This window comes from Streptomyces sp. NPDC085927 (assembly GCF_044540975.1).
In the GTDB taxonomy this organism is placed as follows: Bacteria; Actinomycetota; Actinomycetes; order Streptomycetales; family Streptomycetaceae; genus Streptomyces; species Streptomyces hirsutus.
In genome coordinates, this window is record NZ_JBITSN010000015.1 from 79344 (window position 1) to 98257 (window position 18914).

Annotated in this window: 16 protein-coding genes; 9 read left to right on the forward strand and 7 right to left on the reverse strand. The window is 72.1% G+C overall.

The annotated features are described in order from the left end of the window. Positions 1-18 precede the first annotated feature (18 nt). Positions 19-288 (reverse strand): hypothetical protein, encoded by a 270-nt coding sequence (locus tag ACIF80_RS30125; RefSeq protein WP_399810363.1) that lies wholly within the window; start codon positions 286-288, stop codon positions 19-21. 163 nt (positions 289-451) lie between these two features. Between ACIF80_RS30125 and ACIF80_RS30130 the strand changes: the two genes are divergently transcribed. Continuing rightward, positions 452-619 (forward strand): hypothetical protein, encoded by a 168-nt coding sequence (locus tag ACIF80_RS30130; RefSeq protein WP_399810364.1) that lies wholly within the window; start codon positions 452-454, stop codon positions 617-619. 76 nt (positions 620-695) lie between these two features. Here ACIF80_RS30130 and ACIF80_RS30135 read toward each other — a convergent pair whose 3' ends face one another. From ACIF80_RS30135 to ACIF80_RS30155, 5 genes are all read right to left on the reverse strand, one after another. Continuing rightward, positions 696-2144 (reverse strand): extracellular solute-binding protein, encoded by a 1449-nt coding sequence (locus tag ACIF80_RS30135; RefSeq protein ID WP_399810365.1) that lies wholly within the window; start codon positions 2142-2144, stop codon positions 696-698. Continuing rightward, entirely contained in the window at positions 2141-4909 is a 2769-nt protein-coding gene (locus ACIF80_RS30140) for a caspase family protein (RefSeq protein ID WP_399810367.1), read from the reverse strand. Before ACIF80_RS30140 ends, ACIF80_RS30135 begins: the two co-directional genes overlap by 4 nt. 4 nt (positions 4910-4913) lie before the next feature. Continuing rightward, complete coding sequence (locus ACIF80_RS30145; RefSeq protein WP_399810369.1) at positions 4914-5276, reverse strand: hypothetical protein; 363 nt, start codon at positions 5274-5276, stop codon at positions 4914-4916. Between the two features lie 107 nt (positions 5277-5383). Next, the gene (locus ACIF80_RS30150) at positions 5384-6580 is read right to left on the reverse strand and encodes a hypothetical protein (protein ID WP_399810370.1); all 1197 of its coding nucleotides are present in this window, start codon (positions 6578-6580) and stop codon (positions 5384-5386) included. Between the two features lie 70 nt (positions 6581-6650). Beyond that, a complete protein-coding gene (locus ACIF80_RS30155; protein ID WP_399810372.1) occupies positions 6651-7925 on the reverse strand; it encodes a SpoIIE family protein phosphatase in 1275 nt (424 codons plus the stop codon). Between the two features lie 226 nt (positions 7926-8151). Between ACIF80_RS30155 and ACIF80_RS30160 the strand changes: the two genes are divergently transcribed. The 3 genes from ACIF80_RS30160 to ACIF80_RS30170 all read left to right on the forward strand — a co-directional run bounded on the left by ACIF80_RS30160 (position 8152) and on the right by ACIF80_RS30170 (position 10818). Next, the gene (locus ACIF80_RS30160) at positions 8152-8595 is read left to right on the forward strand and encodes a hypothetical protein (RefSeq protein WP_399810374.1); all 444 of its coding nucleotides are present in this window, start codon (positions 8152-8154) and stop codon (positions 8593-8595) included. Positions 8596-8802: 207 nt separating this feature from the next. Beyond that, complete coding sequence (locus ACIF80_RS30165; protein WP_399810539.1) at positions 8803-9762, forward strand: hypothetical protein; 960 nt, start codon at positions 8803-8805, stop codon at positions 9760-9762. Between the two features lie 45 nt (positions 9763-9807). Further along, entirely contained in the window at positions 9808-10818 is a 1011-nt protein-coding gene (locus tag ACIF80_RS30170) for an endonuclease/exonuclease/phosphatase family protein (protein ID WP_399810376.1), read from the forward strand. 196 nt (positions 10819-11014) lie between these two features. On the opposite strand, the gene ACIF80_RS30175 is transcribed toward ACIF80_RS30170, so the two are convergent. Beyond that, the gene (locus tag ACIF80_RS30175; protein ID WP_399810378.1) at positions 11015-13105 is read right to left on the reverse strand and encodes a PhoX family protein; all 2091 of its coding nucleotides are present in this window, start codon (positions 13103-13105) and stop codon (positions 11015-11017) included. A 255-nt stretch (positions 13106-13360) separates the two neighbouring features. On the opposite strand from ACIF80_RS30175, the gene ACIF80_RS30180 reads away from it, so the two are divergent. The 5 genes from ACIF80_RS30180 (at position 13361) to ACIF80_RS30200 (ending at position 18777) form a co-directional block, all read left to right on the forward strand. Next, positions 13361-15061 carry a VWA domain-containing protein gene (locus ACIF80_RS30180; RefSeq protein ID WP_399810380.1) on the forward strand — a complete coding sequence of 567 codons (1701 nt, stop codon included), beginning with the start codon at positions 13361-13363 and terminating at the stop codon, positions 15059-15061. A gap of 164 nt (positions 15062-15225) precedes the next feature. Continuing rightward, the gene (metG, locus tag ACIF80_RS30185; protein ID WP_399810382.1) at positions 15226-16953 is read left to right on the forward strand and encodes a methionine--tRNA ligase; all 1728 of its coding nucleotides are present in this window, start codon (positions 15226-15228) and stop codon (positions 16951-16953) included. 127 nt (positions 16954-17080) lie between these two features. Continuing rightward, positions 17081-17446 carry a PH domain-containing protein gene (locus ACIF80_RS30190; protein WP_399810384.1) on the forward strand — a complete coding sequence of 122 codons (366 nt, stop codon included), beginning with the start codon at positions 17081-17083 and terminating at the stop codon, positions 17444-17446. A 129-nt stretch (positions 17447-17575) separates the two neighbouring features. Beyond that, on the forward strand, positions 17576-18511 hold the full coding sequence (locus ACIF80_RS30195) for a hypothetical protein (RefSeq protein WP_399810386.1): 936 nt from the start codon (positions 17576-17578) through the stop codon (positions 18509-18511). Further along, entirely contained in the window at positions 18508-18777 is a 270-nt protein-coding gene (locus tag ACIF80_RS30200) for a hypothetical protein (RefSeq protein ID WP_399810387.1), read from the forward strand. The genes ACIF80_RS30195 and ACIF80_RS30200 overlap by 4 nt, the downstream gene beginning before the upstream one ends. Positions 18778-18914: the final 137 nt, after the last annotated feature.

The following is an 18914-nucleotide window of genomic DNA, read 5'->3' on the forward strand; positions in this document are numbered from 1 at the left end:
CCGTCACGGCTCCGGCCGTCACGTCAGGCGGTCCACGGCCTGCTTGGCCTCGAGCAGACCGGCTCCGGTGGCCTCGCGGCAGGCCTTGACCGCCTGGACCGTCCTGCCCTCCCGCACGAGCGCGACGATCCCGTCCTTGCCCGGAATCTCCTCGTGCAGGTCCACGTGCTCCATCACCAGGTCGAGTTTGCGTTCGACGCGCGCGGCGGTGCGCTCTGCCCGGGAGACGTTTCTCCGGATGGCCCAGATACCGAGAACCACAAGGCAGGCGAGGAAGAGTGTGTCCATGGACGGCAAGCGTAGGCACCGGTGAGGCCCGCTCGACCGCCCTGCCCGGATCGTGATGCTCACACGGCCAACCCCCTTTGTGCCCCTTGCCGTTCGAGTCCGGCAGCCCTTAGGTTCAACCGCGGATCCACCGTGCCCCACCCATCGCTGTTGCGAGGTCGTCGTGCTGGAACGCGTTCGCACCACCAGGCGTTATGCCAGAGGCTTCGTCGCGGCCGTCGTCGCGGTCACCGCACTGGTCCTGGCGGCCAACGTGGGCCCGGCCAAGGCCACCCACCCCGAGAAGCCGGACCACCGCACCACGAGCCCGGTGGAAGCCGCCGTCCGCTAGGCCCCGGCCTGCCCACAGCCCTTCCGTAGCCCTTCCGCGGTCGCCGCACAGTCACTTCGCGGTCATTCCGCCGGGCCTAATGCGGGAGGGCCTTGCGCAGGGCTTTGTCCAGTTGTTCGGCCAGGTCCTCGTCCGACGGCATGTCGTCGCCGTGCAGCGGGCCGAGCCGGGCGATGAACGTCTGGGTGAAGGCGCCGTACAGCGGGGTCCTCGGCCGTTGGACCGCGTTCCGCAGGGCCGGCAGGAGGATGTCACGGGCGTAGGCGGGGCGGCCGCCCCCGTCCCGCGGGACCGGGTCGGCGCCCTCGCCGGTGGGGGACGCCGAGGGCCCGGGGCCGACCGCGGTGCACCGCTTCCCGGCCGCGTCTCCCTCGTAGGCCGAGATCCGGGTCGCCGCGAAGCCCGCCTCCAGCAGGCAGCGCTCGCTCTCCTTGCCGGTGAGGAACCGGATCAGCTCGGCCGCCTTGCCCTTGCGCTGGGACACCCCGGTGACCGCGAGGTTCTGGCCGCCGAGCACCGCCCGGCCGGGCAGCGGGGCGACCCCGAGCTGTTCCTCGGAGAAGGTCCGGTACAGGGTGCGGTACTCCGACGGCCAGTGCCGCAGGAACGCGGTGCGGCCCTCGACGAAGTCGCTGAGCGAAGCGCCCTCGTCGGAGGAATGGGCGTCCTGGAGGGTGTACGCCGTCTCCGTGCGGCGTCGCAGCTCCGCGATCCCGTCGGTCAGCTCGTCGACGTCGCCGGTGTAGCGGCCGTTCTCGTCGACCAGCTCGAGGCCCGGCACCGCGGACGCGAACGCCTCCACCGCGTTGACCGTGCGGCCCTCGTAGGCGGCGAGCTGGGTGGTCCAGCCCTTCTCGTAGGTGTCCGGCCGCGCGGGCTGGGCGTCCAGGGCCTCGACGAGACCCCGCAGCTTGTTCCAGGTGAGGTCGGCGTCGAGGTCGGGCCGCTCGACCCCGGCCCGCTTCAGGTGGTCGCGCCGGTAGTACAGCAGGCCGACGTCGCTGTTGAACGGCACCGCGTACACCTTCCCGTCCCACCAGGCCGTACCGGCCACGGACGGGATGATGTCGGGGTTGTCGACCAGGTCCCGGGGCAGCGGTTCGATCAGGCCGGCGGTGGCGAACTCGGGCACCCAGGTCACGTCCAGGTTGACCACGTCGTAGGCGGCGCTGCGGGACTGCAGGGCACCGAGCAACTGGCTGCGCTGTTCGTCGGCGCTGCCGGACAGCTCGACCAGGCGGGCCTCGAAACCGGAGTTCTTCCGCTGCTCGCGGAGGTTCCAGGCGTCGATGAGCTGCTGGCGTATGCCGTTCTTACCGGTGACGTCCCGGCCGCTGGCGACCATGATGACGCCGGTCACGTCGCTCGGGGCGGCGGACCCGGCGGACGCCCCGGCGGCACCCTCCGTACCGCGGGTGCCGCCGCCGGTACAGGCGGCGAGGACGACGACCAGCAGCAGCAGGACGAGCGGCAGGGCGAGCGGCGGGGCCGACGGCCCGGCGCGGAGCCGTCGGGGCCGGGTCATCGTTCCTCCCCCGTTCCGGTGCGGGCGACCTCGTCGCGCAGGGTCGTGCCGGGATCGTCGCCGCTGTCGAGGCACCGCCCCTCGCTGACGTCGGCGATCCGGCGGTCCGGGCGGTCCGGGGCGCAGCCGCCGTTCGTCAGGGACACCACGGTCACCGGCACGTCGGACGTCCGCGCCCCGGAGAGGATGTCCCCCAGACGGTCCCGGGAGAGCTGGTCGCTGTCCTCGCCGTCGGTGATGTACACGATCCGCCGCGGGCGGTTGTCGGTCCCGGACGGTTTCATCGCGTCGAACGCGGCGTCCAGGGCGTCGCGCGGGTCGGCCTCGGCGTCCCGCACCCGGGCGCGGGCGTCGAGGGTGCGCTCGGCGTCGGCCCGCCGGTGCGGGCCGAGCTTCAGCAATGTCTCGTACGGCCGGTCGCCGGTGTCCGCCACCGCCCACACGCCGTACTCGTCCCGTTCGCCGAGGCCGCCCAGCGACTGCTTCAGCAGTCCGGGACCACCGCTCGGCCCCTTCCACAGGTCCGTCATCGAACCGGAGCTGTCCAGCAGATAGAGCACCCGTCCCGGGCCGCCCGCCTCCTGGTAGTCCTCCAGGGCCGCCTCCATCTCGTGCCGCCCGGCGAACCGTTCGAGCGCGGGGGGCGCGACCAGCACGCCGTCGGCCTTCGTGTCCCGGTCCATCAGCTCCCAGTCGTCCGGTTCACGGAAACCCTTCTCGGCGAACACCGCCCGGCCCTCCTCCCCGGTCAGCCACTCCTGGAAGGCGGCGACCGACGCGTCACGGGCCTCCTCGTCCCGGTCCGCGCCCTGCCAGCGGACCCGTACGAACACCGGCGCCACACCGGGGACGTCCATGGGGTACTGGGCCGTGCGGGGCGTGCGCGTGGCGCCGGCGCAGCCGACACCGCTGCGCATCAGGAACTCGGGGACCAGGGCGGCCGTGTGGTCGTCCACCTCGTCGCGGTCGGGCAGCGTGCACAGCAGGTCGGCCGCGGTGGGGGAGGGCGGGCCCGGCTGGGCGACCCGCTGTTCGGCGGTGGCGACAGACGTGCCGCCGCTGTACAGGCCGATCGTGGCGAGCAGTCCGACGTCGGTGAACTCGGGGTCGGGGCGCCGCACCTCGGCCTCCTCGTCCCGCTCGAACAGATTCTCGATCATGCTGTTCAGGGGGAGGTCGGTACGGCTCCTCGGCCCCTTGGCGGCGATGTCCTCCGGGACGGCCAGTACGACCGGGGAGTAGGCGAGCAACTCGTCGGCGGGATCCAGGAAGGCCACCCTGTCGGTGTCCTGGCCCTCTTCGGCCCGGACGGCGTCGGCGCGGGAGGCGGGGATCCAGATGTCCGGCTGCGGCCCGATGTCCCGCTGCGGGTTGAGACGGTCGGTGTCCACGCCCAAGGGCTCCTGCCAGGCGCCGGTCTGCCTGCGCAGCGCGGTGTTCACGTCGGAGGAGCCCGCGCTGTAGACGGTGATGCCGGTGCGGCGGCAGCCGTCGTCCAGGGTGTTCGCCGCCGAGGTCAGGTAGGCGTCGGCGACGGCACGGACCGTCGTCTTCAGGTCGGGGTCGGCGAGGACGCGCAGCTCCAGTGGAGGGACGCAAAGGGCGGCATCATCGCCCCGGAGGTGCCCGACGAGCCCGATCACGCCGTAGGTGCCGGCGGTGAGGAGGCCGAGGGCGAGGAGGCCGGGCAGGAGGACGGCCCGGGGAGTGCCCCGGCGTTCCCACCAGGCCGTTCCACCCGTCCTGCCCGATCGGTCCGTCCGGCCCCTCCCGCGGAGGCCGCGAAGGCTGTTGAGGAGCCGGGCCGTGAGCGGGGGCCGTGGTCCACCGTGGCCGGGCGTGGGTTCGGACGCCGGTCCGGGCGTGGGGGCGGACGTGTCCGGGTCCGCGCCGGTTCTCTTCGGGCGCCGGGCCGGATGCGGGCCCGGAGCCGGGTCCAGTTGCTTTCCGGGGTGCTTCCCAGGGTGTTCCGCCGGTCCGTCCTGTGTCTCCGGGTCCGCCGGTCCCGCGTGCCTCTCCGAGGCGTGTGGCTTCGCCGTCAGCAGGACGTCCTCGCCGGGTTCCGCGCGCCACTGCGGCTCCCACTCGTCGCCGCGCACGGTGCTGAGGCCGCGGGCGGCCATCCGCTCCCGTATTCGCTCGGAGAGGTCCAGGAAACCCGTCTCGCCCTCCTCGTCGAGGAGCCGGACGAGTTCGGCGGTGTACGGCGTCGGCGTCCGCGGATCGCCCGCGTCGATACGGTGGTTGGCCTGGACGCTCATCATCAGCAGCAGGCGGTGCTTGTCGCTCAGGGTCTCCCGGACCCAGGCCGCGTTGCCCGCGAAGCAGCAGTCCAGGATCACCACGATCCGCCGGGCCGGGCTGGTGGCCAGCATCGTCAGCACGGTGGTGAAGGGCTCCGCTCCCGGGAACACCGCGTGTCCGCCCGCGACCACGCTCGCGTTGCGCATCTGCAGGAACAACTCGTCGCCCGCGCTGGGGATGGCGCCGTGCCCGGCGAAGTAGAGGAGCAGCACCCCCTCCGCCTCCGCGGCGGCCGAGAGCAGCGCCCGCTCGAAGTGCTCCAGGGACGGCGAGCGGGCGACCATGATCTCGTGCTCGCCGAACACCCGGCCGCGCGCCAGCACTTCACGCAGACGGTTCACGTTGTGCTTGACCGCCGGGAGGTCGCCGGGCACGCCGTGCGGCGGCTCCGTGAGGTCGTACTCGGACACGCCGACCAGCAGCGCCCTGTTGGGCTTCCCCCGCGGGTCGAGACGGATCACCGGCCTACCTGTCGTCGAGGTTCACCGGTTCGACTCTGCCCTGGGGCGGTGCGCCGTCCTCGACGTCGCGCCGGTTGGCCCGCCAGGCCGACACGGCCTTCTTGACCTGGTCCAGCAACTCCGTGGCGATCGCGCCCGCACCCGCACCGACGATCAGGACGACGATGTCCATCCCGAGACCCATCGGGGCGCCCGACTCGTCCGTCCTCGGCCGCTCCTGGATCTGCAGATCGCCTGCGCGCACCCGCTCGTCCAGCGGTTTCTCCCGCTCCAGCCACTTGCGCAGCGCACCGATGTCGCTCGTGCTCGCGGTATCGTCCAGCCGGATCCGAATGCCCTGGTTGGCCACACCATCCCCCTCAGCCATAACTCACCATCATGGCACCGCTGTTGCTCCACGGGGAGGGGTCGGCAACGATTGCGTCCCCCGTGGGCGGAAACGGAGGGGTACGGGCGGATCCGGTCGGTACCGGTTCAGTTCTGCGTCTGCAACTGGCTCAGCTGCCGCCGCACATGGTCCAGGGCGCCTTCCCGTCGTCCGGGCACGCGGCTGCGCAACTCCGCCAGCGCCAGGCCGAGTTCCCGGGCCCGCACCGGGTCACCGATCCGGCCCCACTGGTGGTGCGCCCGGTCCACGGCGGTCTCGACGGAGGAGGCGTCCGCCGCCTGGCCGGTGTGGAGCCGTGCGGCGGCCACCGTCAGCCAGATGTGGCAGCTGAGCGCCGCGTCCCCGGTCAGCATCGCCAGGTCCGCACGGACCTCGGCCCAGTGCAACGCCTCCTCGGAGGCGGGCCCGTGGGCGAGGGCGGCACTCTGCTCGTGCCGTGCGGCGAGCGCGTGGGCATCGGCGTGACGGCCGGACCGTACGGCCTGGGTGATGACCGTGTGCGGGTCCCCCGGCACGGGTCCGGTTCCGCGCCGTGCCAGGACGAATCCGGGGTACGCGCCTTCCGCGGCGGCCCGGACCAGCGCCTGCTGGTGCAACTCCTCGTCCGGCGGGCGCCGTCCACTGCGCAGCAGCGTCCCGACCGCCTTCATGTACGCCGGTTCCGCGACCGTGCGACGGGAGCGGGAGGGCGGCGGCGCGATGCGGCCGTAGACGGCGGTGTCGCGACCGGAGTCGAGCGCGGACGGGAACATGGGCGGTACCGGCACCGAACCCGGCGGACCCGCCGGACCCGGGAAACCCAGCGGACCCGGGGAACCCGGCGGCTGCGCGATCCCCAGTGCCTGCCAGGTCTCCTGGTCCGCGTGCAGGTCGAGGACCAGCGTCGTGACACCCGGGGGACGCAGTCGCAGCTCGTCCCGGAACCAGTGCCACGGGAACGCCGTGTAGCGCACGGTCGACGGGGTGGTGCGGGCCAGTGCCAGATGGGGCAGCCGCTGGCGGCGGTCGAGCAGCAGTTGCCCCACGACGTACAGGGTGAGCGGTCCGGGGGCGGTCGCGGCGGCCCGCAGCCGGGTCAGGACCGCCTGCGGCTCCAGCGGGTCGGCGAGCTCGACGACGTTCGCGGTGTCCGTGCCGGACAGCACGGCGGGCGGCACGGCCGCGAGAACGGGAAGCACGGACGCCGCGTCCACCAGCCGTCCCCGCCCGGGCGGCGAGGCCGCCAGCAGCAGCACGGTTCCGGGCGCGGCCCCGGGCTCGCTTCCGCGTGTGGTCCCGGGCATGTTCCCTCCCCTGTCGATCACGACCCAGAGCAGCACCGTAACCGCTGTGGCTCCCGCGAGGGGCCTCGGATCAATGAACGTCCCTCTTCGAGGCGTTCGCCCCCGGCCCGCCGGTCCGGCGCACCGCGAAGGCCGTGGTGTCGTCGTTCAGATGACCGCCGCTGTGCCGGAGGGTCCCGTCCCGTACGACGACGGCCAGCCGGGCCGGTTCGGCGGCGCGCGCGTCCCGCGCGACCGCCCGCGCCACGTCCTCGGCGAGCGGGTAGAACGTCCCGGCGGCGTCGCGCGCCTCGGTCACCCCGTCGGTGACCAGCAGCAGCGTCTCGTCGGCGGCCAGCGGCAGCCGGTGCACGCGCACCGGTACGGGGTCCAGCTCGCGCAGGCCCAGCGGAAGCCCGCCGGTCACCGGCAACGGCCGTACGCCGCCGGGGCCGACGGCCAGCGGCGGTTCATGACCGAAGACCACGGCCTCCACCGTGCCGGCCCCCGCCGTGCCGGGGCCCACCGTGCCGGGGCCCACCGTGCCGGGGCCCACCGTGCCGGGGCCCGCCGTGCCGGGGCCCGCCGTGCCGGGGCCCGAGGCAGGGGGCCGCGCCGGACGGGCACCCGTCATGGCCGGCCGGTCCACCGGGAAGCTGAGCAGTACGGCGGTGGCGAAGCGGTCGCCCTCGGCCCGGCCGAGGGCCGCGGCGTAACGCCGGTGCCTCAGCATCCGCTCCTCCAGGCGCTCGGCCACGACCGTCAGTTCCGGTTCGTGGAAACCCGCCTCGCGGAACGTGCCGAGCAGTGCCGCCGCCGTCTCCACCGCGCCCAGCCCCTTGCCCTGGACGTCCCCGACCAGGACCCGGGTGCCGTACGGGCCCGGCTGGATGTCGTAGAAGTCGCCGCCGACCCGGGCACCGGCGTCCGAGGCGAGATAGACGCCGGCGTGCTCCAGACCGCCCCAGAACGGCGGCAGGGGGCGCAGCACCGTACGGCGGACCGTGTCGGCGACGTTCCGCAGGTGCAGCGCGCGGCGCTCGCCGCGTACCCGGACCGCGCACGCCAGCGTCGCCAGGAATCCGCCGACGGTGACGAGGATGAAGTCGGGCAGCCCCGTCTGGAACTCGTGGGGCCAGGCGTTGTCCACGATCGCGAAGGTGGCGATCGAGAGCACCGCGAACACGGCTGTGCCCCACACCCCGCAGAGCGCGGACGCGATGCCCGGGACCAGCACGATCCAGGAGATGATCCGGAACTCGCCGATGGTGTGGTAGTCGATCACCGCGATGGTGACCAACAGCAGGAGCGGCGGCACCCACGCGACACTGCGCCCTCGCACGTGCAGCATTTCGTGCCGGTGCATGACCTCCCGGCGGCCGGCCCGGGGGTACCGCCGGCCGTGCGGGCCGAGTCCCCTGTTGCCCTGGCGCACCGCCCCAGCGAAGCACGCGGACGCACGGCCCGCATCCGGTCGGTACGGAATGCAGGTGAATCAAAAACACGTTCGAAGTGGGTTCGAACGGCCGAGTTGCCGGGTGACCCGCACAGGTGTGCGCTGGAGGCGGGGGCGAGGAGAGAGGAATGCGCTCATGGCTCATGCGGCACCCAGACCCCGGATCATGCCCGGGCAGCAGCCGGACAGGATCCGCGTCTTCAGTGAGCGGGCCCATGCCGTCGCCAAGCTGGCGGTGCCCATCGTCCTCGGGCTCGTCTACGGCTACTGGGCGGCGGCCAACCGGCGCTACGGCGGTCCCCTCACCGGCTGGAACATCCTGTTCGGCTTCCTCACCGCGCTGACGTTCGCCGTCCTGTGCACAGCCCTGCTGAACGTCGCGTCGAAGCTGCGGCGCGAGGTGCACGCCGTGCTGTGGGGCGCGTTCTCCTGCGCCGCGGTCGGCTTCCTGGTCAGCCAGTCCAACATGAGCGTGCTGCGGTCGACCGCGCTGGGAGTGGTGGTGGCGGCGGGCGTCTTCGCCACTCTGTTCTACCGGTACTACACGCACGAGGACGCGCAGGGCCACCGCACCGAGTGACGCGGTCGTTCCGCCGGGTCGGCGGACCGCCGGCACGACGGGCGCAGCGCCCCGGGCACTCCGGACATCCCGGATACTCCGGATGCCCGCCCTGCGCTCGCGTGGACGTCCCCCCGCGCCTTGGCTGAAGGGGTGCCGCCCCACGCCATACCACCGGACCCGCCGGAGCCACCGGACCCGCCCCGCCGCGAGCGGACGCCCGCACGCCTGCGCAACGCCCTGTCGGCGGCGCTCGTCGCCCTGGCGTGCCTGCTCGTGCCCTGTGCCGCGCTCGCGGCCTGGACGGTGCACGGGCTGGCCGACACCGGGCGGTACGTCGGCACCATGGCGCCGCTGTCCGCCGACCCCGCCGTGCGCGACGCGGTCGCCGACGCCGTCGGGGACGGGGTCGTACAGGAGCTGGAGGCGGGCCCGGCGCGCGACCTGTTCGGACCGTTCGTACGGGACGCCGTCCGCTCGTTCACCCACACCGAGGCGTTCGGCACCGTGTGGGAGGCGGGGAACCGGGCCGTCCACGACGCGGTCCTGCACGCCCTGCGCGACGGCCGGGCGGACCCCGGCCCGGTCACCGTCGACCTCGCGCCCGTCACCGCCGAGCTGAAGCGGCAACTCGTCGCCGACCGCATGCCGTTCGCCGACCGCATTCCGGTCGAGCACACCCGGGTCGCGGTGGTACCGGCCGAGGAGACGGCCGAGCTCCGGACGGGATACCGGCTGCTGGACGCCGCGGCCTTCTGGCTGCCCCTCGCGGCCGTCGTCCTGGCCGTCACCGGGATCACCGTCGCCGTCCACCGCCGCCGCGCGCTCACCGCGACCGGGCTCGGCGTCGCCCTGGGCGGCGGCCTGCTCGCCGTCGCCGTCGCGGCCGGCCGCCGGCTCACCCTGGCCGACGTGCCCGAACCGGTCCACCGCCCCGCGGCGGGCGTGGTCTACGACGCCCTCACCGCCACGCTGCGCACCGCGTCCTGGACGCTGCTCGCCCTGGGCCTGACGGTGGCCCTCGCCTGCCTGCTGACCGGCCTCCGCAGGCGCCGGCGCGAGCCCGCGGCAGGGCGTTCGCGGAGGCGGCGGGCAAAGACCAGGACCGTCACCGGGGCCTCGTCACCGGCCTGTGACGAGGTACGGAACGGATCGCCGCAACCTCCCGTCGCCGGCCCTCGTCTTTGAGGGAGGATCTCCACGGATCGATCACCGTGAGCGGAAGGCCGGACGTTGAACACTGCGACTGCCGGGACGGCCGAATGGGCGGACACCGGAGAAGGAACCGGACGCCGCAGCGGAAAGCGGCGGTTCGGCGGCTGGTCGGCGGCACTGCTCTTCGCCGGGGTGAGCGTGATCGTCGGCTGCCGGGCCGTCGGCACCGACGCGGTCACCCCCGTGCCCCAGCTGCTCGCGTTCCTGCCCTGGCTCCTCGTACCGACCGCCTTCGGGCTGCTGTTCATCCTGCTCGCCCGGTGGTGGACCGGCGCGGTGTGGGGCGTCGTCCTGCTCGGGCTGCTGGCCTGGTTCATCGAGCCGTACGGGAAGACCGGCACACCCGCCGGGCCGCCCGTCGCCGAGTTCCGGGTGATGACGTCCAACGTCGAGTTCGGCCGGGCCACCGCCGGGCTGGTCGACGCCGTGCGCCGGCTGAAGCCGGACGTGGTGTTCGTCCAGGAGTGCGAGTACACCTGCGACGCGCTGCTGCGGCGGGACCTGACGGCGGACTACCCGCACCGCCGGGCCGTGGCGGGCGGCGGCTCCGAGGGATCCGTCATCCTCAGCCGCTTCCCGCTCAAGGGCACCGAGGGCGTCCCCGGCACCCTGGGCATGCCCGGCGCCGTCGCCGACGTCGACGGGCACGCCGTACGGCTCCAGCTCGCCCACCCCATGCCCCCGATCCCCGGCCAGGTGGACGTCTGGGAACGGGAGCTCCGCGGGCTGCGCGACGTCGTCACCGCGGACCCGACGGCCCCGACGGTGCTCGCCGGGGACTTCAACGCCTCCCAGGACCACGCCGCCTTCCGGCGCCTCCTCGACTCCGGGCTCAGCGACGCCGCCCGGCTGGGCGGCGCCCACCGGGTCCCGACCTGGCCGGCCAGGACCACGCCGACGTTCGGCACCCAGATCGACCACGTGCTGGTGTCCCGGCAGTTCGCCGCGGACCGGCCCCGCTTCCTCGACCTCGCCGACACCGACCACCGCACCCTGGTCGTCGACCTCGCACTGCACCACGGCGGCTGACCCCGGGCCGGCGCCGTGCCGCACCCGGACACGACGGATGGGGTGCGAGCGCCCCGCAGAGAGCCCGCACCCCATCCGTGACCGAACCCGAACCGGTGCCGATCCCGGTTCCGGTCCCGATCTCAGTCCCGGTCTCGGTCCCGATCTCAGTCCCGGTCTCGGTCCCGGTCCCGTGTCAGTGCCTTGTTCGTCGCCGTCAGACGCCGATGTCGCGGCCGTCGGTGCGCCACACGGCGACCACGGCGGGCCGGGGGTACGTGCCGGGTCCGTCGGGCCAGGTGCTGCCCGGGTTCTCCGCCGACGCGCCGTCCACCTCACCGGGGTGCTGCACGGCGACGAGCACCCGCCGGTCCTGGACGATCGGACCGCAGGTCTCCGCGCCCTTCGGCACGGTGAGGAACTGCTTCAGCTCACCGCGGCGGTCACCGCGCGTAGCGACACCGAAGAGCCCGTCGTGCGAGCCGAGGGCGGCGCCGTCGGTGGAGATCCACAGGTTGCCGTGGTCGTCGAAGGCGACGTTGTCCGGGCAGGAGATGGGGCTCACGGAGTCCTTCGGGAAGCCGGCGAAGTACGTCGCCGGGTCCTGCGGGTCGCCCGCGACCAGGAACAGCGACCAGGCGAACCGGGTGCTCTCCGGCCGGTTCCAGCGCTCGGTCAGCTCGAGGACGTGACCGTGCTTGTTGGCGTTGCGCGGGTTGGCCTCGTCCGCCTTGGGGTTCGTACCGACACCGCGGTTGGTGTTGTTGGTCAGGGCGACGTAGACCTTGCCGGTGACCGGGTTGGGCTCGACGTCCTCGGGGCGGTCCATCTTGGTGGCGCCCACCTTGTCGCCGGCGAGCCGCGTGAAGACGAAGACCTCCTCGGCGGTCATCCCGTCGACGTGCGAGACGGCGCCCTTGGCGGTGGCGGTGGCCAGCGGGATCCACTGGCCGCTGCCGTCGAACTCGCCGTCCTTCGGGAGCTTGCCGGTGCCGTCGATCTCGATGGCCGGCGAGTCACCGGTGATCCTGGCGACGTAGAGGGTGCCCTCGTCGAGCAGCGTGAGGTTGTGCTCGCGCGCGGAGCGGCTGCTGCCGTGCCGCATCCGCTTGCTGCCGACGAACTTGTAGAGGTAGTCGAACCGCTCGTCGTCACCGGAGTACACGACCGGGCGGCCGTCGTGCGTCAGGCGCACGGTCGCGCCCTCGTGCTTGAAGCGGCCCAGCGCGGTGCGCTTGCGCGGGACGGAGTCCGGGTCGTACGGGTCGAGTTCGACGACGTAGCCGAACCGGTGCGCCTCGTTGGGCTCCTGGGCGAGGTCGAACCGCTTGTCGAACCGCTCCCACTTGCGCTCGGTGGCGCCGGTGCCGATGCCGTACCGCTTGTCGGTCGTGCGGCTGCCGTGGGCGAAGTACTGGTTGAAGTTCTCCTCGCCGTGCAGGGTCGTGCCCCACGGGGTGGTGCCGCCGGCGCAGTTGTTGAGGGTGCCGAGCACCTTGCGGCCGGCCGGGTCGGCGGAGGTCTTCACCAGGTCGGACCCGGCGACGGGACCGGTCAGCCGGAACTCGGAGGTCGCGGTGAGACGCCGGTTGAGGTGGTGCCGGGTGACAGGCGTGAGCTTGCCGCTCCTGCGGTCCTCCTCGACGACGACCACGCCCAGACCGTGCGCGGCCCAGCCGATCTCCACCTGCTCGCGGGTGGGGTTGTCGGCGTCGTAGCCGCGGAACATCAGGACCTCGTCGGTGTACTCGTGGTTGGCCACGAGCAGTTGCCGGCCGCGCTCGCCCTTGAGGGGGAGCAGCGCGAGGAAGTCGACGTTGTACCCGAACTGCCCGGCCTGCGCCTCGGCCGTCTGGTTCTCGGGGTCGAAGGCGGGCGCGCCGCGCAGGATGGGCTCACCCCAGCGGATGACGACGTTCTGGCCGTAGCCCTCCGGCACGGTGACGACGTCGGCGGTGTTGGGCGCGACGGACGTGAACCGCAGGCCGCGGGCCCCCTTCGGCTTCTGGTGCCCGTGGCCGTGGCCCTGGCCCCCCTTGCCGGCGACGGGGGCCGCCTGGACCTCGGGAGCACCGGCGAGGCCGACCGCGCCGGCACCGGCCGCGACCACCGTGACAGCGGCGGCGGCCCGCATCATCGACCGGCGGCTGAGGGCGTCGGAGATGACGTCACCGACGTATGCGTTGGAGCTGGTGTTGGGCACCTCGTGGAAGCAGGCGTCACCACACCGGAAACGGCAGGTCATGGCGGACCGGCCGCCAGGGTGCGAACTGGACGGCGTCCCGATCAACGGAAGCAGCTTGCGCACGTGTTCTCTCCTTGGAAACCCGGGGTGTCAGCGTGACCGTAGGGGCACATATGTGCGGCAGCCGGGCGCCAGGGTGAACGGAGAGTGAACCTGCGGCAGCACGAAGGGAGTTACCTGCTTCACTGCACTCCGGCCCACAGGGGCCGAATGGCGCTCTTGACACCCTGCCCAAGATCACCCACGAGGGCCGCTAACCTTACGTGTCCGTCCTGGCCAGGGATTGACGGGCTACAACTCACGCGAAGGGTTGCGCACATGGGCATTCTCACTCTCCTGCGGAACGCGTTCGGCCGGTCACGCAAAGCGAGCACGGCAGAGGTGGAGGGTGCGGCGCCGGTCGCCGGAACGGACGGTGCGGAACAAACCGCCCGTCCGGACGCCGCGACCGCGGCCACCCCGACGCCGCCCGAGCCGACCGACGAGTCCACGGCGGCCGCAGCTTCGGCCCCCCGACTCCCGTCCCCCTCCCCCGAACCGACGCCGCAGGCCACCAAGGCCTCCGTCCCGGAACCCCGCGCCGACGAACACGACCTCGTCTCCGCGGCCTTCGACAACACAACGCCCACCACCAGCTCCCCGGAACCGAAGACAGAGACCCACCCCGCCCCGGAGCCGACCCCCGAAGCCGCGGCCGAAAAGCCCGAGCCGAAGCCGGCAACAACCCCTGACACTCCCCAGCCCGAGGCCGAGGCCGAGGCCGCCCCTGAGCCCAAGGCCGAGGCCGAGGCCGACCCCGAGCCCAAGGCCGAGGCCGACACCGCCCCCGAGCCCGAGGCCGCCCCGGAGCCCCAGCCGGTGGCCGAGGCCGTCCCGGAGGCCCAGCCCGAGCCCCAAGCCGAGCCGGTGACCGAGGCCGCACCAGAGCCGAAGCCGGAACCGGAACCCGCAGTCGAGGCCGAAACCGCCCGGAAGGCAGAGCCGGAACCGGAACCCGCGGCCGAGGCCGAGACCACCCCGGAGGCAGAGCCGGAGCCGACGTCGGAGCCGGAGGCACAGCCCGCGGCAGCGACGACGCCGGAGCCGGAGGCGACCCCGGAATCCCAGCCGGAGGCCGCCGACGGCGAGGACGCCCCCCAGGGGCCACCCGCACCCGACGACGAAAGCCGCACGGGCGGTGCGGGTGGGAACACGACCAAGGCCGGAGGCGAAGCCGAGGCCGAGGTCACCACCGAACCCGAGCCCGCCCCCGAGGCTGAAGCCGAGCCGAAGCCGGAGCCGGAGTCGGAGCCGGCGGAAACACAGCCGCAGGCGACCCCGGAATCCCAGCCCGAGGCCGCCGACGGCGAGGTCACCACCAGCCCCACCACCCCCCTCAAAACGCCGGAGGCACTCCGCACTGCCTACGAAGCCGCAGGCCAGGCCCTCGCGGAGCGCGGCCTCGCCGACGCCCGCGCCAAGGTCTACCTCGTCCTGGACCGTTCCGCGTCGATGCGCCCGTACTACAAGGACGGTTCCGCACAGGCCCTCGCCGAGCAGACCCTCGCTCTCGCGGCCCACCTCGACACGGACCCCGAGTCCGTCACGGTCAAGGTCGTCTTCTTCTCCACCGAGATCGACGGAACCGGCGAGCTGACCCTCGCCGACCACGAGAACAAGATCGACACCCTGCACGCGTCGCTCGGCCGTATGGGCCGGACCAGCTACCACGCGGCTGTGGCCGAGGTCCTCGCCCTGCACGACAAGGCGGCACCCGGCACGCCCGCCCTGGTGGTCTTCCAGACGGACGGCGCCCCCGACGCGAAGACCCCCGCGACGCAGTCCCTCACGGAGGCCGCGAAGACCCACTCCTCCGTCTTCTTCTCGTTCGTCGCCTTCGGGGACCCGGACAACAAGGCGTTCGACTACCTCCGCAAGCTGAAGACGCCGAACACGGCCCACTTCCTCGCCGGCGAGTCTCCTCTGGAGCTCACCGACAAGGAGCTCTACGAGGCCGTACTGGAGTCCTGGCGCCCCTGACCCGGGGACCCGGAACCCCGGTCCACGGGTGACAGACGGGCGAGAGCCCTCCCGCACACCCCCGCGCCGCCCGCTTCTCAGCCCATAAAACGAGAAGCGGGCGGCGTACCCGTGTCGGCTACGATTTGGAGGTTCCGTACGTTTCAACCTGGGAGCAGCCCCCGATGGCTCGACACCTCATCACCAGCGCCCTTCCGTACATCAACGGGATCAAGCACCTGGGCAACATGGTGGGGTCCATGCTCCCGGCGGACGTCTACTCCCGTTACCTGCGTCAGCGCGGTCACGACGTCCTGTACATCTGCGCGACGGACGAGCACGGCACCCCGGCCGAGCTGGCCGCGAAGGACCAGGGCCTGCCCGTCGACGTGTTCTGCGCGCAGGCGCACGACGCGCAGAAGGCGGTCTACGACGGCTTCGCCCTCGCCTTCGACCACTTCGGCCGCAGCTCCTCGCAGCAGAACGTGGAGATCACGCAGCACTTCGCCCGCCGTCTCCAGGAGAACGGGTTCATCGAGGAGCGTGCGATCCGGCAGGTCTACAGCCCGGCCGACGGCCGCTTCCTCCCGGACCGCTACGTGGAGGGCACCTGCCCGCACTGCGGCTACGACAAGGCGCGTGGCGACCAGTGCGAGAACTGCACCCGTGTGCTGGACCCGACCGACCTGATCGACCCGCGGTCGGCGATCTCCGGCTCCACGGAGCTGGAGGTCCGCGAGACCAAGCACCTCTTCCTCCTCCAGTCGAAGCTCCAGCACGAGGTCGAGGAGTGGGTGGCCCGGCACGAGGAGGAGTGGCCCCAGCTGGCCGCGTCCATCGCCCGCAAGTGGCTGACCGAGGGCCTGCACGACCGCGCGATCACCCGCGATCTGGACTGGGGCGTCCCGGTGCCGGCCGACACCTGGCCGGAGCTGGCGGCCGAGGGCAAGGTCTTCTACGTCTGGTTCGACGCCCCGATCGAGTACATCGCCGCGACGAAGGAGTGGGCGGACTCCGCGCCCGACGGTGAGACGCGCGACTGGAGGTCGTGGTGGTACGAGGCGGACGACACCGTCCGCTACACGGAGTTCATGGCGAAGGACAACGTCCCGTTCCACACGGTGATGTTCCCGGCCACCCAGCTGGGCGTCCGCGAGCCGTGGAAGAAGGTCGACTACGTCAAGGCCTTCAACTGGCTGACGTACTACGGCGGCAAGTTCTCCACCTCCCAGAAGCGCGGTGTCTTCACCGACCAGGCGCTGGACATCCTCCCGGCCGACTACTGGCGGTACTTCCTGATCGCCAACGCGCCGGAGTCGGACGATGCCTCGTTCACCTGGGAGCACTTCACCGCCACGGTGAACAAGGACCTGGCCGACACCCTGGGCAACTTCGTCAACCGTGTCCTGTCCTTCTCGAAGAAGCGCTTCGGCGAGGAGGTCCCGGCGGGCGGCGAGCCCGGCGAGGCCGAGACCAGGCTCGGCCAGGAGATCGCGGCGCTCCTCGCGGAGTACGAGGCCCAGATGGAGGCGCTGCAGTTCCGCAAGGCGGCGGCCGCGCTGCGTGCCCTGTGGTCCGCGGGCAACTCCTACCTGGAGGAGAAGGCCCCCTGGCTGGAGATCAAGACCGACAAGGACGGCGCCGCCCTCACCCTGCGTACGGCGATGAACCTGATCCGCCTGTACGCGGTGGTGTCGGAGCCGTTCATCCCGTCGACGTCGGCGGCGATGCGCCAGGTCTTCTCCCTGACCGGTGACACCGCGACCTGGGTCACCGCCGAGGAGGCCCGCGCCCTGACCTCGGTCCCCGCCGGCACGCCCTTCACCGTCCCGCCGGTCCTCTTCGCCAAGCTGACGGACGACGACCTGGACGCGTACAAGGAGCGCTTCGGCGGCGAGCCGCAGCCCGCGTAACGACCCCGCACCACCGACGTCAGGGCCCGGGAACAAAGGTTCCCGGGCCCTGACGCGTTCGGCGATGTCCGATAACGTCCAGGAAAGATCACTTCATGCGAAGACCACTTCACGCAGGGGACCTTTCATGGCACTGTTCGGCAACGCGCACAGCATCAACCCGGCGCAGGCGCAGCAGGAGTACGCCCGCCTCCTGGGCCACGGCGAGCAGGTGCACGCCGCCTACCTGCTGATCCGCGACACCATCCTCTTCACCGACCGCCGGCTGATCCTGATCGACAAGCAGGGCATCACCGGCAAGAAGACCGAGTACCACTCCATCCCGTACCGCAGCATCACCCACTTCGCCGTCGAGACGGCCGGCACCTTCGACCTCGACGCCGAGCTGAAGATCTGGCTCTCCGGCACCCCCGCCCCGGTGCAGAAGACCTTCACCAAGGGCGTCGACATCTACGAGGTGCAGGCGATCCTCACCCAGTTCGTGGCCCGCTGACCCAGCCGAACCCCACGTCAACGCGACAACTCATTCTTCCCCCTGTGGAACGTTTCTCCATCTCTCGAACGAGTGAGTGCTCCCGCATATGCCCCACGGCGGGACCGCACACCCCACAGGCTTCCGCTCATGGTCACAGCAACACACGAGGCCTCCCACCGGCTCTTCCAGGAGCATCCGGAAGCCTTCGCTCCCGTCTTCGAGGCACTCGGCCTGCCGCCGCCCTCGAAGCCGGACTTCCACGAGCTCTCCCCCGACGCCACCGAGATCCGGCCGCTGGAGCGCCGCGTGGACACGGTGCTCATGTTCGAGCCCGACATGGGGGAGAACTTCGTCCTGGCGGTGGAGTCGCAGACGAAGAAGGACCCCGACAAGGCGAAGAGCTGGTCGTACTACGTCTCGTACCTGCGTGCGAAGTACGACATGCCGGTGCTGCTGGTGGTGGTCTGCCGGGACCGGTCCACGGCGGCCTGGGCGATGGGCCCCTTCGAGTGCGCCGTGGGTCCGTGGACGACCCAGGTCACGCACCCGTTCGTCCTGGGCCCGCAGACCGTCCCGGAGATCACCGACGAGACGGTCGTGGCCCGGCAGCCGGCACTGGCCGCGCTCTCGGCCATCGTTCACAGCCAGAGCCGCCGGGCAGCCGCCATACTGGAAACGGTCGCCCGCGGACTCGTGGCCTTCGAGCCGGTCACCACCGGGTACTGGTTCGAAGTGGTGGAAGTCGGTCTGGTGGACACACCGACCAGGGAGAACTGGAGAACCACGATGCAGGACGTCGTCACCCACTTCCCGGGGCACAGGACACTTTTCGAGGAGAAGTACCTGGACGGCAAAGCCGAAGGCAGGGCCGAGGACATCCTGCGCGTGCTCAAGGTGCGTGGGCTCGCCGTCTCCGACACCGTCCGCGAGCGCGTCACCGCCTGCACCGACCTCGACACGCTCTCCGTCTGGTTCGACCGTTCCCTGACGGCCACCACGGCCGAGGGCGTTTTCCAGGAGGAGCCACAGTCCGACACGGACACACCGACGGGCACGTCGGCGGACACCTTCAAACAGCCGTGACGCCCCACATCGTTCTGGAACCCGAACTGGAGGCGGAGCTCTGGGACGTCTGTATCGCCCTGCTCCAGGCGGTGGCGATCGCGTGGGTTCCCGTGCCCACGGCCCAGGCCGCTTTCAAGGAGAGGTTCACGGAGATCGGCGGCCGTGCGGGCCTGTCCTCCAGAGAGATCGACCTCGTGTGCCTCGGCTTCAAGTGCTGGCTTCTGACGCACCAGGACGAATACACGGAGCAGTACACCAAGGGGAACACCAGACGCCTCTGGTGAACCCGTCCGTGAACAGCGGCAGGGGCCCCGGACCCCAATGGGGCCCCAAACGGTGCCGGGCCCCGCCCGCGGGGGGGTGAATAGCGCCGGGGCGGGGCCCCCCCCGGGGGGGGTTCCGTGCGGCGGGCCCCCGCCCC

Excerpts from the sequence above, each read along its gene's own strand:
- ACIF80_RS30125 (WP_399810363.1), bottom strand. The coding sequence starts at position 288 with ATGGACACACTCTTCCTCGCCTGCCTTGTGGTTCTCGGTATCTGGGCC.
- ACIF80_RS30135 (WP_399810365.1), bottom strand. The coding sequence starts at position 2,144 with ATGACCCGGCCCCGACGGCTCCGCGCCGGGCCGTCGGCCCCGCCGCTC.
- ACIF80_RS30145 (WP_399810369.1), bottom strand. The coding sequence starts at position 5,276 with ATGGCTGAGGGGGATGGTGTGGCCAACCAGGGCATTCGGATCCGGCTG.
- ACIF80_RS30150 (WP_399810370.1), bottom strand. The coding sequence starts at position 6,580 with ATGCCCGGGACCACACGCGGAAGCGAGCCCGGGGCCGCGCCCGGAACC.
- ACIF80_RS30155 (WP_399810372.1), bottom strand. The coding sequence starts at position 7,925 with ATGCACCGGCACGAAATGCTGCACGTGCGAGGGCGCAGTGTCGCGTGG.
- ACIF80_RS30160 (WP_399810374.1), top strand. The coding sequence starts at position 8,152 with ATGGCTCATGCGGCACCCAGACCCCGGATCATGCCCGGGCAGCAGCCG.
- ACIF80_RS30180 (WP_399810380.1), top strand. The coding sequence starts at position 13,361 with ATGGGCATTCTCACTCTCCTGCGGAACGCGTTCGGCCGGTCACGCAAA.
- metG (WP_399810382.1), top strand. The coding sequence starts at position 15,226 with ATGGCTCGACACCTCATCACCAGCGCCCTTCCGTACATCAACGGGATC.
- ACIF80_RS30190 (WP_399810384.1), top strand. The coding sequence starts at position 17,081 with ATGGCACTGTTCGGCAACGCGCACAGCATCAACCCGGCGCAGGCGCAG.
- ACIF80_RS30195 (WP_399810386.1), top strand. The coding sequence starts at position 17,576 with ATGGTCACAGCAACACACGAGGCCTCCCACCGGCTCTTCCAGGAGCAT.